At 64.4% G+C, this 19098-nt stretch carries 17 protein-coding genes and 1 pseudogene; 16 read left to right on the top strand and 2 right to left on the bottom strand.

Translation table 11 applies throughout. The annotated features are described in order from the left end of the window. Positions 1-18 precede the first annotated feature (18 nt). The gene (locus tag C8C96_RS08645) at positions 19-1614 is read left to right on the top strand and encodes a Wzy polymerase domain-containing protein (protein WP_121942049.1); all 1596 of its coding nucleotides are present in this window, start codon (positions 19-21) and stop codon (positions 1612-1614) included. Positions 1615-1644: 30 nt separating this feature from the next. Here the strand turns inward: C8C96_RS08645 and C8C96_RS08650 are convergent, their stop codons facing one another. After that, positions 1645-2229 carry a YqiA/YcfP family alpha/beta fold hydrolase gene (locus C8C96_RS08650; RefSeq protein ID WP_121942050.1) on the bottom strand — a complete coding sequence of 195 codons (585 nt, stop codon included), beginning with the start codon at positions 2227-2229 and terminating at the stop codon, positions 1645-1647. 114 nt (positions 2230-2343) lie between these two features. Here C8C96_RS08650 and C8C96_RS08655 point away from each other — a divergent pair, with 114 nt between their 5' ends. The 7 genes from C8C96_RS08655 (at position 2344) to C8C96_RS08685 (ending at position 10504) form a co-directional block, all read left to right on the top strand. Beyond that, complete coding sequence (locus C8C96_RS08655) at positions 2344-4782, top strand: serine/threonine protein kinase (protein ID WP_121942051.1); 2439 nt, start codon at positions 2344-2346, stop codon at positions 4780-4782. A 71-nt stretch (positions 4783-4853) separates the two neighbouring features. Next, the gene (gene rodA, locus C8C96_RS08660; protein WP_056746916.1) at positions 4854-6029 is read left to right on the top strand and encodes a rod shape-determining protein RodA; all 1176 of its coding nucleotides are present in this window, start codon (positions 4854-4856) and stop codon (positions 6027-6029) included. Between the two features lie 94 nt (positions 6030-6123). After that, the gene (locus C8C96_RS08665) at positions 6124-6462 is read left to right on the top strand and encodes a YegP family protein (protein ID WP_056746915.1); all 339 of its coding nucleotides are present in this window, start codon (positions 6124-6126) and stop codon (positions 6460-6462) included. Between the two features lie 92 nt (positions 6463-6554). Further along, positions 6555-8039, top strand: a complete 1485-nt coding sequence (tldD, locus tag C8C96_RS08670) for a metalloprotease TldD (protein WP_121942052.1) — start codon at positions 6555-6557, stop codon at positions 8037-8039. A 110-nt stretch (positions 8040-8149) separates the two neighbouring features. Continuing rightward, positions 8150-8689 (top strand): hypothetical protein, encoded by a 540-nt coding sequence (locus C8C96_RS08675; protein WP_099731994.1) that lies wholly within the window; start codon positions 8150-8152, stop codon positions 8687-8689. A 281-nt stretch (positions 8690-8970) separates the two neighbouring features. Next, entirely contained in the window at positions 8971-10092 is a 1122-nt protein-coding gene (locus tag C8C96_RS08680; protein WP_121942053.1) for a 3-deoxy-7-phosphoheptulonate synthase, read from the top strand. A gap of 100 nt (positions 10093-10192) precedes the next feature. Continuing rightward, entirely contained in the window at positions 10193-10504 is a 312-nt protein-coding gene (locus C8C96_RS08685) for a hypothetical protein (protein ID WP_060985133.1), read from the top strand. Between the two features lie 55 nt (positions 10505-10559). Here C8C96_RS08685 and mpl read toward each other — a convergent pair whose 3' ends face one another. Continuing rightward, positions 10560-11981: a UDP-N-acetylmuramate:L-alanyl-gamma-D-glutamyl-meso-diaminopimelate ligase gene (gene mpl, locus C8C96_RS08690; protein ID WP_121942054.1), complete on the bottom strand. Its 1422-nt coding sequence runs from the start codon at positions 11979-11981 to the stop codon at positions 10560-10562. A 205-nt stretch (positions 11982-12186) separates the two neighbouring features. Here mpl and C8C96_RS08695 point away from each other — a divergent pair, with 205 nt between their 5' ends. From C8C96_RS08695 to C8C96_RS08725, 8 genes and pseudogenes are all read left to right on the top strand, one after another. Then, on the top strand, positions 12187-12786 hold the full coding sequence (locus C8C96_RS08695; protein WP_121942055.1) for a hypothetical protein: 600 nt from the start codon (positions 12187-12189) through the stop codon (positions 12784-12786). Beyond that, positions 12783-13361, top strand: a complete 579-nt coding sequence (locus C8C96_RS08700) for a TlpA disulfide reductase family protein (protein WP_121942056.1) — start codon at positions 12783-12785, stop codon at positions 13359-13361. Before C8C96_RS08695 ends, C8C96_RS08700 begins: the two co-directional genes overlap by 4 nt. Before the next feature lie 170 nt (positions 13362-13531). Continuing rightward, positions 13532-13984, top strand: coding sequence for an acetyl-CoA carboxylase biotin carboxyl carrier protein (accB, locus tag C8C96_RS08705; RefSeq protein WP_056066347.1), 453 nt, complete (start codon positions 13532-13534; stop codon positions 13982-13984). A 7-nt stretch (positions 13985-13991) separates the two neighbouring features. Beyond that, positions 13992-15341, top strand: coding sequence for an acetyl-CoA carboxylase biotin carboxylase subunit (gene accC, locus C8C96_RS08710; protein WP_056066345.1), 1350 nt, complete (start codon positions 13992-13994; stop codon positions 15339-15341). A gap of 77 nt (positions 15342-15418) precedes the next feature. Continuing rightward, complete coding sequence (prmA, locus tag C8C96_RS08715) at positions 15419-16321, top strand: 50S ribosomal protein L11 methyltransferase (RefSeq protein WP_056066342.1); 903 nt, start codon at positions 15419-15421, stop codon at positions 16319-16321. A 55-nt stretch (positions 16322-16376) separates the two neighbouring features. Beyond that, positions 16377-16442 (top strand): annotated as a pseudogene (locus C8C96_RS25410) (zinc-ribbon domain-containing protein); the annotation flags it as partial. A 282-nt stretch (positions 16443-16724) separates the two neighbouring features. Continuing rightward, on the top strand, positions 16725-18041 hold the full coding sequence (locus tag C8C96_RS08720) for a DUF3426 domain-containing protein (RefSeq protein WP_233584313.1): 1317 nt from the start codon (positions 16725-16727) through the stop codon (positions 18039-18041). A 35-nt stretch (positions 18042-18076) separates the two neighbouring features. Beyond that, positions 18077-18976: a carbohydrate kinase family protein gene (locus tag C8C96_RS08725; protein ID WP_121942058.1), complete on the top strand. Its 900-nt coding sequence runs from the start codon at positions 18077-18079 to the stop codon at positions 18974-18976. Positions 18977-19098 lie beyond the last annotated feature (122 nt).

The raw sequence follows: 19098 nt of genomic DNA on the forward strand, positions 1-19098 counted from the left end.
TGCCCGACCTGCCATCCCATGCCCTTTGCCACCATGGCCACGCCGCTGACACTGCTGGCACTGGCGCTGCCGTTCCTGTTCTGCTTCACGCAGGCCCCCATCAACAACTTCTGGCCCCTGCTGGCGTCCTGGGGCTGCGGCGCGGTGCTGGTGCTGCTGGCCCTGGCTCGCTGCGGCAGTTCGCCTGGGCGGTATCAGGAAGGGGAGACCGGGGTTGCGCCAGCCCTGGTGTCGAGCCGGATGCTGGCGGCGGGCCTTCTGGTGGCAGCGCTGGCCAGTGCGGTCATTGGGCTGCTGCAGTATTTTGTGGGGGACCCCGGCCTGCACGGCGTGCAGCCCTCTACCCTAGGGCAGGCCATTGGCAACCTGCGCCAGCGCAACCAGCAGGCAACGCTCCTGAGCCTGGGCGTCTGGGCGCTGCTGTGGGCCCTGGCTCAGATGCAGGCAGGTCTGGACCACCCCGGCATCGCCACCCCCGTGCAGGGAGGGAAGTCCTGGCCCGGGTGGTTGATGGGTTTGCTAGTGGCCTGGGTGTTGGCGTTGCTGGCGGCGTCGAGTGCCGCCACGGCCTCACGCACCGGGGCCGTGCAGTGGCTGTTGATGTTGGGGCTGATGTTTTGCTGGCGCGTGTCGTGGGGGCGCCTAGTCCTGGGGCTGGGACTGGTGGGGCTGGTTTTGTATGGCGCAGCGGCCTGGTTGCTGCCCCGTTTACTGCTGGACTGGACCGGGTTCGCATCGGATGGGCTGTTTGTGCGCATCCTCGACGAAGAGCCTGGTTGCACCAGCCGCCGCGTGCTGTGGGCCAATGTGCTGCACCTGATCGCCCAAAAGCCCTGGGTGGGCTGGGGCTGGGGGGAGCTGGACTACGCGCACTACGTCACCGTGTTCCCGGGCGAGCGGTTTTGTGTGTTGCTGGACAACGCCCACAACCTGCCCCTGCACCTTGCGGTGGAGCTGGGCGTGCCGGTGGCGCTGATCTTTTGCGCCGCGGTGGTGGTGTGGGTGCTGCGCGAAAAGCCCTGGCGCGAGACCGATCCAGCGCGGCAACTGGCCTGGGGCATCTTGGCGCCGCTGGGTCTGCACAGCCTTCTGGAGTTTCCGCTGTGGTACGGACCGTTCCAGCTGATCACGGTGCTGGCCGTCGCGTTGCTGTGGCGCTGGCAGCTGCCCGGCTGGGCAAGTTCGCTGGGCGCACGCCGGGGGGCGGCCGGCATCATCGTGGCCGCGCTGGCAACAGGGGCCTACGTGGGCTGGGATTTTTATCGCGTCGGCCAGCTGTACAAACCGCTCGCCGACCGGCCGCCGTCCCTGCGCCAGGACACCGTTCGCAAGGTGGGTAACACCCCTTTCTTCACCGATCAGGTCGATTTTGCGCTGCTGACCACCATCGAGCTTTCGCCCAGCAACGCGGGCCAGGTCTTTGCCGTGGCCAACAAGCTGCTGCACTTCTCGCCCGAACCCCGGGTGATCGAGCCGCTGATCGAAAGCGCCACGATGCTGGGGCTGGACGACGAGGCGGCGTTTCACCTCAAGCGATACCGCGCTGCGTACCCGGCGGACTATGAGCGGTGGCGGGAGCAGGGTCGGCGGATTTCGTCACACCTGAAGCCCTGACCGGATGCGCGGCGGACGGCCTGCGCGCATTCAGGCCAGCCGCAGGAACTGGCTCACTAAGGGCAGGTAGTCCGCATAGTTGCCCAGCGCGTGGTCACCTCCCTCCAGTACCACCTGCTTGGCCTGCGGGTAGCGCCCCACCATCTCGCGCCAGTCCAGCACTTCGTCGCCCTTGGCAACGATGGCCAGCTCAGGGGCTGCGGGCGAGCGACCCCGCATGTCCAGGGCCTGCAACTCGTCGATGTACTCCGGCAGAAAATAAAAGCGCTCGCTCGGGTCATGCCAGCTGGTCTGCTCGCCGATGTAGCGGGCTAGATCACGTGCCGGGTCCACGGCGGGGTTGAGCATCACGCTGGGGCAACCCGCGTGCTGCGCCACCCAGCTGGCGTAGAAGCCGCCCAGCGAAGAGCCGATCACGGCCATGGACGGCCGGGGCCAATCGGCAATGCCCTGGGCCACCAGCGCCATGGCGGCCCGCGGCGATGGCGGCAACTGGGGGCACCAGAAGGTCACGGAGGGGTGGTGGGCTGCCATATAGGCCGCGGTCTGGCGGGCCTTGGACGACGAGGGGGACGAGCGAAAACCGTGCAGGTACAGCAGGTGGGTGGTGGTCATGAGACAGAAAGTGATCGGGGCAGGGGAATCACTGCTTTAACCGGGCTGGCGCAGGCATAAGATGTGCGTACCGGGGCGCCACACCGTGCGGCGCCTGGTTTTGCTACCCGCACCATGACCGATTTTGCCCCGCTTTCCACTGCCAGACGATGGGCGCTCGGATCAGGCGATAAGCCGCCTGCCTCGCTGGGTCGGTTTGAGCTCAAGAAGCAGCTGGGCCGAGGCGCCCAGGCCACCGTGTGGCTGGCGCTGGACCCCCGTCTGCAGCGCGAAGTGGCCATCAAGCTCATGCGCCCCATGCAGGACCAGGACCCCTCCGTGCTGGAGCAGTGGCTGCGCGAGGCGCGCCATGTGGGGCGCCTGGCCCACCCCTACATCGTGCCGGTGTTCGAGGCCGACGTGCAGGGCTCGCAGCCCTATATCGTGTTTGAGTACGTGCCAGGCCACACGCTGGCCGAACACCTGGCCCAGCAGGGGCGCTGTACGCCGCATGACGCCGTGGCGCTTTTGGTGGATGTACTTGATGGCTTGCATGCCGCCCACCAGGCGGGCATCGTGCACCGCGATCTCAAGCCGTCCAACATCATGATCGATGCGCACCGGCACGCCCGGGTGATGGACTTTGGCATGGCGGCCCCCGTGCAGGCCGCGCCCGATGCCCAGCTGGCCAGCGGCACGCCCGCCTACATGGCACCGGAGGCGGCGGCGGGCGCTGCGCCCACCCCGGGGATGGACGTGTATTCCGCCGCGTTGGTGCTCATCGAGATGCTGACGGGGCGCCCCCTCATCCACCAAAAAGACACCTGGCAGGCGCTGTACCGCATTGCCAACGAAAACCTGGCGCTGCCCGCCGACCTGGGCTCCGGCGTGGACGACGGCCTGCGCGCCATCCTGCAGCGGGCCATGGCACGCGACCCCGCGCAGCGCTACGCCACGGCGGCGGACTTTCGGGATGCGCTGCGTGCCTGGGCGGCTCCGGCCAGTGCGCCATCGGCCGCGAGCAACGCCACGCTGGACTTTTTGCTGCGGCGCATGCGCCACAAGAGCGACTTCCCGGCCTTGTCGGATTCTGTGGCCCGCATCCAGCGTGTGGCCAATTCGGAAGACGACAGCATCAGCGACCTGACCCACGAGATCCTGAAAGACGTGGCGCTCACCAACAAGCTGCTGCGTCTGGTCAACAGCGTGCATTACGCCCACGCCAGCCGGGGCACCATCAGCACCGTGTCGCGCGCGGTGAGCCTGGTGGGCTTCAATGCAGTGCGGAACATGGCGCTGAGCCTGGTGTTGCTGGACCACATGCAGGACAAGGCCCATGCCAGCCAGATGCGCGAGGAATTTTTGCGCGCCATGATGGCGGGCTCGGTCGCGGCCGAGCTGTGCAGCACCAGCCAGGCGGCCGAGGAGGCCTTCATCGGGGCGATGTTCCAGAACCTGGGGCGCATGCTGTGCGAGTTCTACTTTCCTGAAGAGGCCCGGCAGGTGCGCAGCCTGGTGGCCTCGGGGCGCATGGAGGGCGGGGAAGAGGCTGCATCGGTACAGGTGCTGGGCCTGGGGTTTGAGGATCTGGGAGTGGGCGTGGCGCGCGTCTGGGGTCTGCCCGAAAGCCTGCAGCGCTGCATGCGCAAGCCGCTGGGCTCACCCATGCAGCGCGCGCCCGAGCAGGGGGTGGAGCGCCTGCGCTGGGCGGCCATGGCGGCCAACGAGGTCGCCAGCGCCTTGCTGTTTTGCGAACCTGCTCAGTTGGAGGGGCAGCTGGGCCAAGTGGGCACGCGCTACGCACGCACGCTGGCGCTGTCGGCTGAGGCCATTGCCGAAGCCACCCTGCGTGCGCGCCACAAGCTGGTGGCACTGGCCGAGGCGCTGGACCTGCGCGTGGCGCAGGACACACCAGCCGCCCGCCTGCTCAAGCTGCCGTCGGCTGCGGGTGCGTCTGTGGCCCCCGATGACGCGCTGGGCGCCCACGAGTTGCGCGTGAACGAAACCCAGCCCCTGCCTGCCGTGCTGGAGTCCCAGGCCGGAGGGGCGGTGTCGGTGGCGCAGGTCAATGAGGTGCTGGCGGCAGGCATTCAGGACATCACCAATGCCATGGTCGAGAGTTTTCAGCTCAACGATGTACTGCGCATGATCCTGGAGACCATGTTCCGCGCGCTGGGTTTCCGGCGCATGGTGTTTTGCCTGCGCGAGGCCCGCACCGACATGTTGACCGGCCGCTTTGGCCTGGGGGAGGGCAGCGAGGTGGCCGTGCGGGCCCTCAAGGTACCCCTCAAGGCCCAGGGCGACCTGTTTGCCGCCGTGTGCCTGCGCGGTGCAGACACCCTGATCAACGACGCCACCGAGCCCCGCATGCAGGCGCGGCTGCCCGAGTGGTACCGCAAGGGCGTCAATGCACCGTCGTTCCTGCTGCTGCCGCTGCAAATCAAGGGGCAGCCCTTTGCCCTCATCTATGCCGATCAGGCCACACCGGGGGGCATTGTGGTGGATGACAAGGCCCTGGGCCTGCTGCGCACCCTGCGCAACCAGGCCGTGATGGCCTTCCGGCAGGCAGGGTAGTGCCGCTGTCGGCGATCGCCCTGCCGGGGCGTTGGCTGCTCTGAAGCCCGGCATCCCCCGATAATCGGGGAATGGCCGTCGTTTTTGAAAAGCCCACGCTCGTCCAGCGTCTGGCGCCCCTGTTCCGGGGCTTTGACCTTCCCCTCCTGTTGCTGGTGCTGATGCTGGCCAGCGCGGGGTTGCTGGCCATGTATTCGTCGGGTTATGACCACGGCACGCGGTTTGTGGACCACGGGCGCAACATGCTGATTGCGGGAGCCATCCTGTTCATGGTGGCCCAGGTGCCCCCCCAGAAAATCATGGCTTGCGCCGTGCCGCTGTACCTGACCGGGGTGGCCCTGCTGGTGGCGGTGGCGCTGTTTGGCATCACCAAAAAAGGGGCCACGCGCTGGATCAACGTGGGTATCGTGATCCAGCCCAGCGAAATCCTCAAGATCGCCATGCCACTGATGCTGGCTTGGTGGTTCCAGAAGCGCGAGGGCACGCTGCGTCCCCTGGACTTTGCGGCGGCGGGCCTGCTGCTGGCGGTTCCGGTGGGCCTGGTCATGAAGCAGCCCGACCTCGGTACCTCGCTGCTGGTGCTGGCTGCGGGGCTCTCGGTGATCTTTTTTGCGGGCCTGTCCTGGAAGCTGATCCTGCCCCCGGTGCTGATTGGCGGTGTGGGCATTGCCACCCTGGTGCTGCTGGGCGACCAGCTGTGCGCGGATGGCGTGCGATGGGTGGTGCTGCACGACTACCAGCAGCAGCGCATCTGCACCTTGCTGGACCCCACCCGCGACCCGCTGGGCAAGGGCTTTCACATCATCCAGGGCATGATCGCCATCGGCTCGGGCGGGCTATGGGGCAAGGGCTTCATGGCGGGCACGCAGACCCACCTGGAGTTCATCCCCGAGCGCACCACCGACTTCATTTTTGCCGCCTATTCGGAAGAGTTTGGCCTGGCGGGCAACTTGTTCCTGCTGGTGTGTTTTCTGCTGCTGGTCTGGAGGGGCCTGGCCATTGCCGCAGGTGCCACCACCTTGTTTGGCCGCCTCATGGGGGGGGCGGTTTCTATGATCTTTTTCACCTATGCCTTTGTGAACATGGGCATGGTGAGTGGCATCCTGCCGGTGGTGGGCGTCCCTTTGCCCTTCATCAGCTATGGCGGCACCGCCATGGTGACGCTGGGGCTGGCACTGGGCATCCTGATGTCGGTGGCGCGATCCCAGAAACAGGAAACCAAGGATCCTCTTCCGGCAGCACTGTAGGGCCTTGTGGGCCTGGTTGCCTGGAACACGCCCTCGGGGTACAAACCGGCTGGCCAACCGTGTTTTGGCCGCTCAGCATCCGGAGGGTTTCCCCATGGCGGCGAAGTTCGAGCTCAAGAAGTCGAAAAACGACAAGTTTGTCTTCAACCTGCTGGCCGCCAACGGTCAGGTCATCCTGACCAGCGAGATGTACGAGTCTCGCGCCAGCGCTCTGGGTGGTATCGAGGCGGTGCGCAAGAACGCTCCGAACGATGGCCGTTTTGGCAGGCTCAGTGCCAAGAACGGAGCGCCATATTTCACCTTGAAAGCCGCCAATGGCCAGGTGATTGGCCAAAGCCAGATGTACTCCGGTGCCAAGGCCCGGGACGCGGGCATCGAGTCGGTGCAGGTCCATGCGGCCGAGGCCGGCCTGGATGACCAGACCGCAGCGTAAGGCGGCGGGCGGGGCTGACGGGGCGCCAGGGTCAAATAGGGACATGTGGGCTCCACGCGGGCAGGGGCTGGTCAGGCGCCTAAAATGCTTCGATGACTTTTCGCTCCACCACTGCCGCGCCCCAGCGTGCGGCCACCAGCCAGCGCATTGATGTTGCCCGTGAACTGCTGCTGACCCCTTTTGGCCTGGACGAAGGCCACCTCGCCCGCGCACTGGCCGAGATCCGCACCCACCAGGTGGACGATGCGGACCTGTACTTTCAGTACACCCGCAGTGAAGGCTGGAGCCTGGAAGAGGGCATCGTCAAGACAGGCTCCTTCAGCATCGACCAGGGCGTGGGGGTGCGTGCTGTCAGTGGCGAGAAGACGGCCTTTGCCTATTCGGACGACATCTCCGAGGCATCGCTGCTGGACGCGGCGCGCACCGTACGGTCTATTTCGTCTATAGCGGACGCTGGCAAAGTGCGGGTAGCTCCTAAAAAGGTAGCATCCAGCCGCAGCCTGTACCCGGGCGTGGACCCGATTGCCTCGCTGGACAGCACGGCCAAGGTGGCGCTACTGGAGCGGCTGGAGCAGCGCGCCCGGGCCAAGGACCCGCGCGTGGCGCAGGTGATGGCGGGGCTGGCCAGTGAATACGACGTGGTGCTGGTGGCGCGCGCCGATGGCACCTTGGCGGCCGATGTGCGACCGCTCGTGCGGCTGTCGGTCACGGTGATTGCCGAGCAGAACGGCCGACGTGAGATGGGCTCTGCTGGCGGCGGTGGCCGTTTTGGCCTCGCCTATTTCGACGACGAGCAGATGGGTAAGTACGTTGACGAGGCCGTGAATGCGGCCTTGGTCAATCTGGAATCGCGTCCCGCTCCAGCGGGGGAGATGACCGTGGTGCTGGGCTCAGGCTGGCCGGGCATCTTGCTGCACGAGGCCATCGGCCACGGACTGGAGGGCGACTTCAACCGCAAGGGCTCCAGTGCGTTCAGTGGCCGCATTGGCCAGCGCGTGGCTGCCAAGGGTGTCACTGTGCTGGACGACGGCACCATTGCCGACCGCCGAGGTTCGCTGAACGTGGATGACGAAGGCCATGCCAGCCAGCGCAATGTGCTGATCGAGGATGGCATCTTGAAGGGCTACATCCAGGATTCGCTGAACGCACGCCTGATGGGTGTGGCACCCACCGGCAACGGCCGCCGCGAGAGCTATGCCCACATCCCCATGCCGCGCATGACCAACACCTACATGCTGGGCGGCGACAAGGACCCGCAAGAGATCATCGCCAGCATCAAGAAGGGCCTGTACGCCAGCAACTTCGGCGGCGGGCAGGTGGACATCACCTCGGGCAAGTTCGTGTTCTCGGCCAGCGAGGCGTACTGGGTGGAAAACGGCAAGATCCAGTATCCCGTCAAGGGCGCCACCATCATCGGCAGCGGCCCTGAGTCGCTCAAGAAGGTGACCATGATCGGTAACGACATGCGCCTCGACAGCGGCGTGGGTACCTGCGGCAAGGAAGGCCAGAGCGTGCCTGTGGGCGTGGGGCAACCCACGCTTCGCATCGAAGGCTTGACGGTGGGCGGTACGGCCTGAGGGTTGCGTTGGCAGCCTGCCGGCAGACCTGGGGTGGTGCGTGACTTCGCGTTTTCACCCGCTTTTCGGGGCTTGTACTGCGCGTCGGCCAGCGCACAATGGGTGACACCATGCCTGCCACGCGCCCCAGTCAATTGCTGACGCTCCAGTCGTTTGGAGACATCAGCCGCTTTTTGCGCGAGGGCGTTGCCGACGAGGACTCGCGCCAGCTGCGTGACAGCCTTGGTGCGTTGTCCTCGCAGATCGACGAGGCAGTTCGCATCCGCCGCACCAGCACGGACACCACCGAGATCACGCGCCGCGTGGTGACCTTGTCGCACAGCGCGCGGGAACACCAGCTTTTTTTGACTGGCCTGGGCTCAGCGTGGCACGCGCTGTACGAGTTTGGCGCCTACCAGCGTGCACTGCGGGAGCTGCGCAACGCCATTGCAGACTGGCAACTGATGCTGGAGCGGCGCAGCACTAAGGAAAGCGAAAGCTTTGACCAGTTCGAGCTGCTGGCCTGGCGGACCCTGGGCGAAGCGCTGCTGCTCATCGACATGTACGAGCACCAGAGCAATCCTGCGAGCGACTTGCAAGACGTGCAGCCGCCGCGCAAGCCCTCGGCATTGCAGCGCTTGCGTGCATGGTTTCGGGGGGGGCGCCGGTGAATCGCTCTGGTCTGGCGCTTTTGGGGCGAGTGGATGTCGTGCATTTGCAACATGCCGAGGGTGCTGAACTGCCGCACTCCTGTGCTACATTGCTTTCCATGCAAGTTCGCAGCGCGTTTTATTTTTGGTTTTTTATCTCGGTCCCCGGCGGATGAGAGGAAAACGCGCAAGCACACACAACCTCCCCATACCAACCGCCGACGCTGCAAAGCCCGGCGGTTTTTGTTTTTCAGCCCTCCCGTTTTTCCATCCACTCCAACCGACTCCACGAGGAAGCAACCATGACGGCCACTACCAATCCCACCAGCGATGCCTGGTACCGCAGCGTCGAAAAAACCAGCCAGACCGACGACGAACGTATCAAGGACATCACCGTGTTGCCTCCTCCCGAGCATCTGATCCGCTTCTTCCCGATCGGCGGCACGCCGGTCGAGACGCTGATCACCCAGACCCGCAAGAACATTCACAACATCATGGCTGGCAAGGACGACCGCCTGCTGGTGGTGATTGGCCCTTGCTCTATCCACGATCCCGCCGCCGCTGTCGAGTACGCCCGCCGCCTGATGGCTGTGCGCGCCCAGTACGCTGACACGCTCGAAATCGTGATGCGCGTGTACTTCGAAAAGCCACGCACCACCGTGGGCTGGAAGGGGCTCATCAATGACCCCTACCTCGACGAGAGCTACCGCATCGACGAAGGCCTGCGCATTGCGCGTCAGCTGCTCATCGAGATCAACCGCCTGGGCATGCCTGCCGGCAGCGAGTTCCTGGACGTGATTTCGCCCCAGTACATCGGCGACCTGATCAGCTGGGGCGCGATTGGCGCGCGCACCACCGAAAGCCAGGTGCACCGCGAGTTGGCCTCCGGCATCTCGGCCCCCATCGGCTTCAAGAATGGCACGGACGGCAACATCCGCATCGCCACCGACGCCATCCAGTCGGCCAGCCGGGGACACCACTTCCTGTCGGTGCACAAGAACGGTCAGGTCGCCATCGTGAACACCAAGGGCAACAAGGACTGCCATGTGATTTTGCGCGGCGGCAAGACGCCCAACTACGACGCTGCCAGTGTGGCCGCGGCTTGCAAAGACCTCGAAGCCGCCAAGCTGCCCGCCACATTGATGGTGGACTGCAGCCATGCCAATAGCAGCAAGCAGCACGAAAAGCAGCTGGACGTGGCCCGCGATGTGGCGGCTCAGGTGGCGGGCGGTTCGCGCAGCGTGTTCGGCCTGATGATCGAAAGCCACCTGACGGCAGGCGCCCAGAAGTTCACACCCGGCAAGGACGATCCTTCGGCACTCGAATACGGCAAGAGCATCACCGACGCCTGCCTGGGCTGGGACGCTTCGCTGCAGGCGCTGGCCGAGCTGTCGGACTCCGTCAAGGCGCGTCGCGCCCGCTGATCGTCAGACCTGTCGCAAGATCTAAACTTGGGCCTATCGCTGCACACCACGTGCAGCTGCCGGCCCGAGTCACCGCAAAAACGCAGAAAGGCGATCCATCATGCACAGCGAAGTGTCGGTCAAACTGGCCGCGAATCAGGAATACCGTTTTGATCTGGAGGGTGCCGAGCCCATGGCCCACGAGGCGGGTCGGCGCTGGCTCGACGACCAGTTCATCGCGCTGGACTGCGAGCCCTTGCGCGCCAGCGGCAAGGTGCTGCTGGCCGACAAGGTGCTGACCGTGGCACGCGCAGCCGGTGCGGCGCTGATGCAGGACCCAGTGTGGTCCCGCGACTTTGCGCGTGCCTCCAGTGCCGCGCTGGCCAAGCCTATCGTGCGCGTGGACGTGCCGGGCATGGCAGTCACATTTTGACCACCATTGGCTAGAAATCGGCTGCTAGTGCTAGTGGAATATGTGCTGGCAGCTATTATTTTTGTAGTGCTTGCAGCAGTTTGGCGTGGATGCCGCCAAAACCGCCATTGCTCATGCACACCACATGGTCGCCCGGGCGCGCGGCCTGGGTGACCAGGGCCACCAGCGTATCGATGTCCGGGGCCGTCTGGGCGCGCTGTCCGGGGCCGACGCCCAGTGGTGCCAGAGCCTGCTCGGCATCCCAGTCCAGCCCAGCCGTGTGGCAAAAGGCCAGGTCGGCCGGCTCCAGGGCCCAGGGCAATTGGCTTTTCATCGCGCCCAGTTTCATGGTGTTGCTGCGGGGCTCGAACACAGCGAGGATGCGGGCACCCGGGCCCAGGGTGCGGCGCAAGCCGTCCAGGGTGGTACGCAAGGCGGTGGGATGGTGGGCAAAGTCGTCGTACACGGCCACACCGCCCACCGTGCCGCGCAGCTCCATGCGCCGCTTGACGTTCTGAAAACTGCCCAACGCGGCTGCCGCCTGCTCGGGCGCCACGCCCACATGGTGGGCTGCTGCCATGGCTGCCAACGCATTGAGCTGGTTGTGCACGCCGGTCAGCGTCCACTCCACGCGCGCCACGGTATGCCCCTGGTGCACCACATCAAATGCCTGTGGGTCGCCCACCGCGTGAAAGTCGCTGATTGCAGCGCCAAAGCTGGTCACTTCGCTCCAGCAGCCGGTGTGCAGCACACGTGCCAAGCTTTCTTCCAGCCCATTGACCACCACGCGCCCCGACGGCGGCACGGTGCGCACCAGATGGTGGAATTGGCGTTCGATGGCCGCCAGGTCGTCAAAGATGTCCGCGTGGTCGAACTCCAGATTGTTCAACACAGCCGTACGGGGCCGGTAGTGCACGAACTTGCTGCGTTTGTCGAAAAAGGCGGTGTCGTATTCGTCGGCCTCGATCACGAACAGCGGCGCGGCCCCGAGCGGCGCGGCGGCGGGGGCAGGGCGCTGTGCAGCGCCCAGGCGTGCGGACACGCCAAAGTTCAGCGGCACACCGCCGATCAGAAAGCCCGGTTGCTGCCCGGAAGACTCCAGAATCCACGCCAACATCGATGTGGTGGTGGTCTTGCCATGGGTTCCAGCCACGGCCAGCACATGGCGGCCCTGCAATACGTGCTCGGCCAGCCATTGGGGCCCGCTGGTGTAGGGTAGTCCGGCGTCCAGAATGGCTTCCATCAGCGGAAACTTGGGGGAGCCATCGGCCAGCCGTGCCCGGCTGACGACATTGCCCACCACAAACATGTCGGGCTGGAGCGCGAGCTGGTCGGCGTCGAAGCCCTCGATCAGGTCGATGCCCAACGCGCGGAGCTGGTCGCTCATGGGGGGGTAGACCCCGGAGTCGCAGCCCGTCACTTTGTGGCCCGCCTCGCGCGCAAGGGCCGCCAAGCCTCCCATAAACGTGCCGCAGATGCCCAGAATGTGTATATGCATGGGCGCTGATTCTAAAGCCGGGGTTCCGCGCACTGTTCAAAGCAAAAGTGGCAGCTGGCGCCTGTTCCATCTGCCTGAACTGCTCTCAAAACAATAGTCTTTCGGGGCGGCGGTTGTTGGGGTTGCCAGGGGTGCCTGAGGGGCATCGCCCGTGCTGTCATGGCTTCGCGCCACAATGCAGGGTCCTTAGTTGCCTCTGTCTGCCATGCACACACCTTTGAGCGAAGAAATCGCCCACACCACGGCCCGCTTGGTGGTGGAAGAAGGGCTGGAATGGGGCCCCGCCAAGCGCCGTGCGCTGCGGCAGATGGGTTTGCCGGCCCGTACCCCGCTGCCGGACAACGACTTGGTGGAAGAGGCTGTGCGCGAGTACATCCAGCTCTTCTGTGCTGACACCCAGCCGCGCGAGCTGCGGGCACTGCGCCAGCTGGCCCTGGTGTGGATGGAGCGCATGGCGGCTTTCCGGCCGCATCTGGCGGGTGCGGTGTGGCACGGAACGGCCACACGTCTGTCGGATATTTACCTGCAGTTGTTCTGCGATGACCCCAAATCGGCAGAGATCGCTCTGATCGATCATCATATGGACTACGAACCCCGCACGGTCACTGGCTTCCACGGTGAATCGGTGGAGGCATTGAGTCTTGGCAGCAAATCGCCCGAACTCAACGAAATGATCGGCGTGCACCTGCTGATTTACGACCTTGACGACCTGCGGGGTGCGCTCCGGCCCGACACCAAGGGCCGAACCCCGCGTGGTGACATCACGGCAGTGCGCCGCTTGCTTCAAGAAAACACGACCCCATGACCCAGCCTGCTGAATCTCCCGAACCTGTGACTCCTGGCGACGTTGTGCCCACCGCCGCTCGCAGGCGCTTTTTGTATGCCGGGGTGGCAGGCGCCGCCGCTTTGGGGGGGGCGGGCCTGGCATGGTGGAAGTTTCAGCCCCACGCCGTGGAGCAAGGGGCCGAGCAGGCGCTCTGGGGGCTGGAATTTGACACTCCCGCCGGTGGCACCTTGGCCATGAAGTCATTGGCAGGCAAGCCGTTGCTGCTCAATTTCTGGGCCACCTGGTGCCCGCCTTGTGTGGAAGAGCTGCCCATGCTCAACGCCTTCTATCGCGAACAATCTGCCAAAGGCTGGCAAGTGCTGGGTTTGGCCATTGACCAGCCGTCAGCGGTACGCAAGTTTCTGACGCGTATCCCGCTGGATTTCCCTGTGGGGCTGGCGGGACTGGGTGGCACGGATCTGGGCCGGTCGCTGGGCAACCTGACGGGAGGCCTGCCTTTCACCGTGGTCCTTGGTGGGGAGGGAAAGGTGCTGCATCGTAAAATGGGGCAAGTGACCACCCAGGACTTGCAGCTTTGGGCAGGTATGGGCTGAGGGTTCGCGTCGAAAAGCAGCTGCCTTTCAGACCTTCTGGGTGCGTCTTTCTCTCTGAGAGATGGCAATTCCCATGCCGAAGTTCATGAAAAATGGGTGTGGAAGACTGCGATAGGGTGAAATTGGAGTAAATTCGCGCCCTATTCAGTTTTATAGCCGTTGGAGCTTCCATGGATCTGCGAAAACTCAAAACCCTCATCGATCTCGTGTCCGAGTCGAACGTGTCCGAACTCGAAATTACCGAGGCCGAGGGCAAAGTCCGCATCGTCAAGAGCGGTGGTGCCGTGGTTCAGCAGTATGTGCCCGCCCCGGTTGCAGCGCCTGCCGCTGCGCCTGCTGCCGCGCCTGTGGCGGAATTGCCCGCGCCCCCTGCGGCCGCCGCACCCACCGGCCACATCGTCAAGTCGCCCATGGTGGGCACCTTCTACCGCTCGTCCAGCCCTGGCGCCAAGGCTTTTGTCGAGGTGGGCAGCCAGGTCAAGGAAGGCGAGACCATCTGCATCATCGAGGCCATGAAGATCCTCAACGAGATCGAAGCCGACAAGTCGGGCACCGTCACCCGCATCCTGGGCGAGAACGGCCAAGCCGTGGAATACGGACAGCCGCTGTTCGTCATCGAATAAGGCGCTCATGTTCAAGAAGATTCTTGTTGCGAATCGCGGAGAGATTGCGCTCCGTATCCAGCGCGCTTGCCATGAGCTGGGCGTGAAGGCCGTCATGGTCTATTCCGAGGCCGACCGCGACGCCAAGTATGTCAAGCTGGCCGAAGAGGCCGTTTGCATCGGCCCAGCGCCTTCGCCGCTGTCCTACCTCAACATGCCCGCCATCATCTCGGCGGCCGAAGTGACCGACGCCGAGGCCATTCACCCCGGCTATGGCTTCCTGTCCGAGAACGCCGACTTTGCCGAGCGCGTCGAAAAGAGTGGCTTTCAGTTCATCGGCCCCACGCCCGAGTCGATCCGCATCATGGGCGACAAGGTGTCCGCCAAGCAGGCCATGATCCGCGCAGGCGTGCCCTGCGTGCCGGGTTCTGAGGGCGAGTTGCCCGACGACCCGGTGCAGATCCGCCGCATCGCCAAGGCAGTGGGCTACCCGGTGATCATCAAGGCCGCAGGCGGCGGCGGTGGCCGTGGCATGCGCGTGGTCCACACCGAGGCCGCACTGGTCAATGCCGTGCAGATGACCAAGGCCGAGGCGGGTGCCGCGTTTGGCAATCCTGCGGTGTACATGGAGAAGTTCCTCCAGAACCCACGCCACATCGAAATCCAGATCCTGGCCGACAAGCACCGCAATGCGGTGTATTTGGGCGAGCGCGACTGCTCCATGCAGCGCCGCCACCAGAAGGTGATCGAAGAGGCGCCAGCTCCAGGCATTCCTCGCAAGCTGATCGAGAAGATCGGTGAGCGTTGCGTCGCTGCCTGCAAGAAGATCGGCTACCGGGGCGCGGGCACGTTTGAGTTCCTGTATGAGAACGGCGAGTTCTACTTCATCGAGATGAACACCCGCGTGCAGGTGGAACACCCCGTGACCGAGTGGATCACGGGCGTGGACATCGTGAAAACGCAGATCATGGTGGCGGCGGGCGAGAAGCTGCCTTTCACCCAGCGCCAGATCGAAATCCGTGGCCATGCCATCGAGTGCCGGGTGAACGCGGAAGACCCGTACAAGTTCATTCCTTCGCCTGGGCGCATTACCACCTGGCATCCACCAGGTGGCCCCGGCGTGCGCGTCGATTCGCACGCCTACACCAACTACTTCGTGCCACCCAACTACGACTCGATGATCGGCAAGATCATCGTGCACGGCGACACGCGCGAGCAGGCGCTGGCCCGCATGCGCACTGCCCTGTCCGAGACGGTGATCGAAGGCATCAACACCAATGTGCCGCTGCACCGCGAGCTGATGGTGGACGCCAAGTTCATGGCGGGCGGCACCAACATCCACTACCTGGAAGAGTGGCTGTCGCAGCACAAACGCTGAGCTGGCACGCAGCAGGTCATTCACATGCTGGCTCCTGGCAACGGGTGCCAGCATTTCACTTTTTCTGAGAGATGCCTATGTTTGAGCTGAGTCTGATGTGCCCCGAGGACCGGATTGAAGCGGTCAGCGATGCGCTGGACGCGCTGGATGCGCTGTCCGTGTCGGTGGAAGACGCCGATGCACAGACCGACGCTGAACAGGCGCTGTTTGGCGAGCCTGGCATGCCCCCGCCCAAGGATGGCTGGCAACGCAGCCGCGTGGTGGCCTTGTTCCCCTCCGAGGTGGCAGCCCGTGAAGCGCAGCAGTTGCTGGTGGTGCAGGACTTTTTTGTGGGCTGCCAGGTGCTGGGTGTCACCCAGGTGCCCGAGCAGGACTGGGTGCGGCTGACGCAGTCGCAATTTGCGCCGGTGGACATCACCCCGGATTTCTGGATCGTGCCTACCTGGCATGAGTTGCCCGCCCAGGCAGTGCGGAGCATCCGGCTGGACCCTGGCTTGGCGTTTGGCACGGGCACCCATCCCACCACGCGCATGTGCCTGCGCTGGATTGCGCGCCATGGCGCAACGCAACCTGAGCAGGGCAACCTGCTGGGGCGCGTGCTGGACTACGGGTGTGGCTCCGGCATCCTCGCCATCGGTGCTGCCAAGTTCGGTGCCACGGACATCGATGCGGTGGATATCGACCCGGCTGCCGTGGAGTCCACGGTGCAAAACGCCCAGGCCAATCAGGTCACGCTGAAAGCGGGCCTGCCCGACAAGGCGCAAGGCGAATACCAGACCGTGCTAGCCAATATCCTGGCCACTCCGTTGCGTGTATTGGCCCCACTGCTGTGCAGTTATGTGGCTGTGGGTGGGAATCTGGTTTTGGCAGGCATTCTGGAGCGCCAGGCGGATGAGCTCAAGGAGGCCTACGCGCCCTGGCTGCCGCTGGAAGTGGCGGATGCCGAGGACGGTTGGATCTTGATGACTGCGCGCCGCTGAAGGTGCGCGAGCGCCGTTCTGGCAGCCGTGGCACGGCCTCTACAATCCATCGCTGATGAGCCAGATCACCCGCTGCCCGTCCTGCGCCACCACCTTCAAGGTTGTGGCGGACCAATTGCGCATCTCTGAAGGATGGGTGCGCTGCGGCCAATGCAAGGAGGTATTCGATGCCTCGGCCCATTTGCTGCCTGTGGCACCGGCTGCGCTACTGCCCGATGTATCGCTCACGGACCTGCGCGCGCCCACTGCGCCCATAGCGCGCAAGCCGGATGCACTGGGAGCCTGGGGTGGAGGCAAGTCGCCCACCGGTACCCCGCCTGCCCCGCAGGATGTGGACAAGTCAGGCACTCCCGCCATCCGCAGTGCTTCAACCTCCGCCACCGAGGTTGCCGCAACCGCCGCCATGGACGCATTTCCGTATGGCATGGACAGTGATTTACCTGCTGCTCCGGTGCTCGATATTCCCAGTCCTGCGGTACCTGCTTTTCTTACTGCCGCGGCTCGCACGGAAGTCTCGTCGGATGTCTTAGGCGAGGCGGTCGCCGCGCCGTTTGCATGGAAAGCCCACAGTGCATCGCGGACTGCGACAGCGGCGGAGGCTGGGGCATCGCCATCCGTCACAGCGCCTGCTGATGCTCCAGAGCCGGTGGTGATACCGGACACGGCGCTCCGCTTGGATGATCACTCCCCTGCCGTTCATGTGGCCAGGCAAGAGCATGCCGCCGTCACGATGCCATCCGACGTGGCGCAGGATGTCGCTGATGGACGCGGCAGTTTGTTTGGTGGAGCTGTGCCACCGGTTCCTGCGTCCCCCAGCCTGGCAGGCTATGAACTGCCGTTTGCCGAACTTCGCGATTCCGAGGTAGCGCTGAACGCAACCATGGATGTGGATGCCACAGAGCAGCGCGCGAGTCACTCAGCAGAGTTTGCACAGTCTCCGGTAGCGCCTATTGCTCTCGCTCCGTCATCCGATATCGGTGCTGGACTTTCAGGCGATGCTCAGAAATCTGTGCCTGCGTCGCCCGTTGCTGTGCCCACCCCGCCTGCGCCCGCGTTGCCTTCTGTGGACTTTGTGTCGAAGGAGGTTGCGCCAGAGGCTCCGGCGATGGAGTTGGTGAAGGACGATTCGCATGCCGCCATCCTGCAGGCGCGCCCCAGACCCGCTGTTGACGACGACGATGAGGCCAACAACCAGGCGTCAGACCCCGAGGTCAGTTTTGTGGTGGCTGCGCGCCGCAAGGCGTTTTGGCGCAAGCCGGTCGTGCGGATGGTTTTGTGGCTGGGGTTCATCGTCTCCTTGCTGGGGCTGGCTTTGCAGATTGCGGTGCAGGAGCGTGACCGCATTGCAGCCCTGGATGTGCGTACCCGGCCCTGGTTGGTGAAACTGTGCGAGCCTTTGCGCTGCGAACTTGCCCCTGTGCGCCAGATTGCCGATGTGGTCATCGACAGTTCTTCTTTTAACAAAGCCCGGGGTGACAGTTACCAACTAGCGCTGACGATGAAGAGCACCGCCACCATTCCACTGGCCATGCCTGCGGTGGAGCTGACCCTTACAGATGCGCAGGATCAGGCCGTATTGCGGCGGGTTCTGCTGCCTACCGACATGGCGGCTCCAGCGGAGCTGCCCGCGAAAGGTGAGTGGGGCACCTCGGTGTCGGTGCTCGTGACCACCGGCGGTGCGCGCGTGGCGGGCTACCGGCTGCTTGCGTTCTATCCCTGATTTTTCTCCCAACAACTTACTGAGTTTCACTATCTATGGCTGCCCTCATTTGTGGTTCCCTGGCGTTCGACACCATCATGACTTTCGAGGGGCGTTTTGCGGAGCAGATCCTGCCGGATCAGCTCCATATCCTGAATGTGTCCTTCCTTGTCCCGTCGTTGCGCCGCGACTTCGGGGGGTGTGCTGGCAACATTGCTTACAGCCTCAAGCTGCTCGGTGGCGAGCCGCTGCCCATGGCCATGTTGGGCAGTGACGGTGCTGACTATCTGCAGCGACTGCAGTCGCTGGGTATCAGCGCCCGACACGTCGGGCAGGTGCAGGACACCTACACCGCGCAGGCGATGATCATGACGGACCGTGACAACAACCAGATCACGGCTTTCCATCCTGGCGCCATGATGCAGGCCCATGCCAATCGAATTGGTGCAGACAAAAGTGTCAGCGTGGGGATCATCGCGCCGGACGGGCGTGACGCGATGCTGGAGCATGCGGCCCAGTTCGTGGCGGCGGGTATCCCGTTTGTGTTCGATCCAGGTCAGGGCTTGCCCATGTTCAATGGGCAGGAGCTGGCGCAGTTCATCGACCAGGCCACCTGGGTCACCGTCAATGACTATGAAGGGAAAATGCTCTGCGACCGCACCGGCTGGTCTTTGGCCGATATCTCCCGCAAGGTGCAGGGGCTGGTGGTGACGCTGGGCGCAGAGGGCTGCGAGGTCTGGGTGGATGGTGAAAAAACCCATGTGCCCTCTGTGGCGCCTGCAGCGGTGGTGGACCCCACGGGTTGCGGCGATGCCTGGCGCGGCGCGCTGCTGTTTGGTCTGGAAAAGGGCTGGTCCCTCGTGCGTTGTGCGGAGCTGGGCAACCGGGTTGGCGCTCTCAAGATCGCGCAACGTGGCCCACAGAACTACACGCTGGATTTCGATCCGTTGGGTTAATCCTCCGAGCCAGTGTCGTCTGCGTTGTGCTGCCCAGTGCTGTACAACGCAGCTTGCTTGCCAGGTAGCTCTTGGGAGTGCCCAGACTTGCATACAGACGAAAAAAAACCCGGTGCGTTTGC

The organism is Acidovorax sp. 100, assembly GCF_003688355.1.
In the GTDB taxonomy this organism is placed as follows: Bacteria; Pseudomonadota; Gammaproteobacteria; order Burkholderiales; family Burkholderiaceae_C; genus Acidovorax; species Acidovorax delafieldii.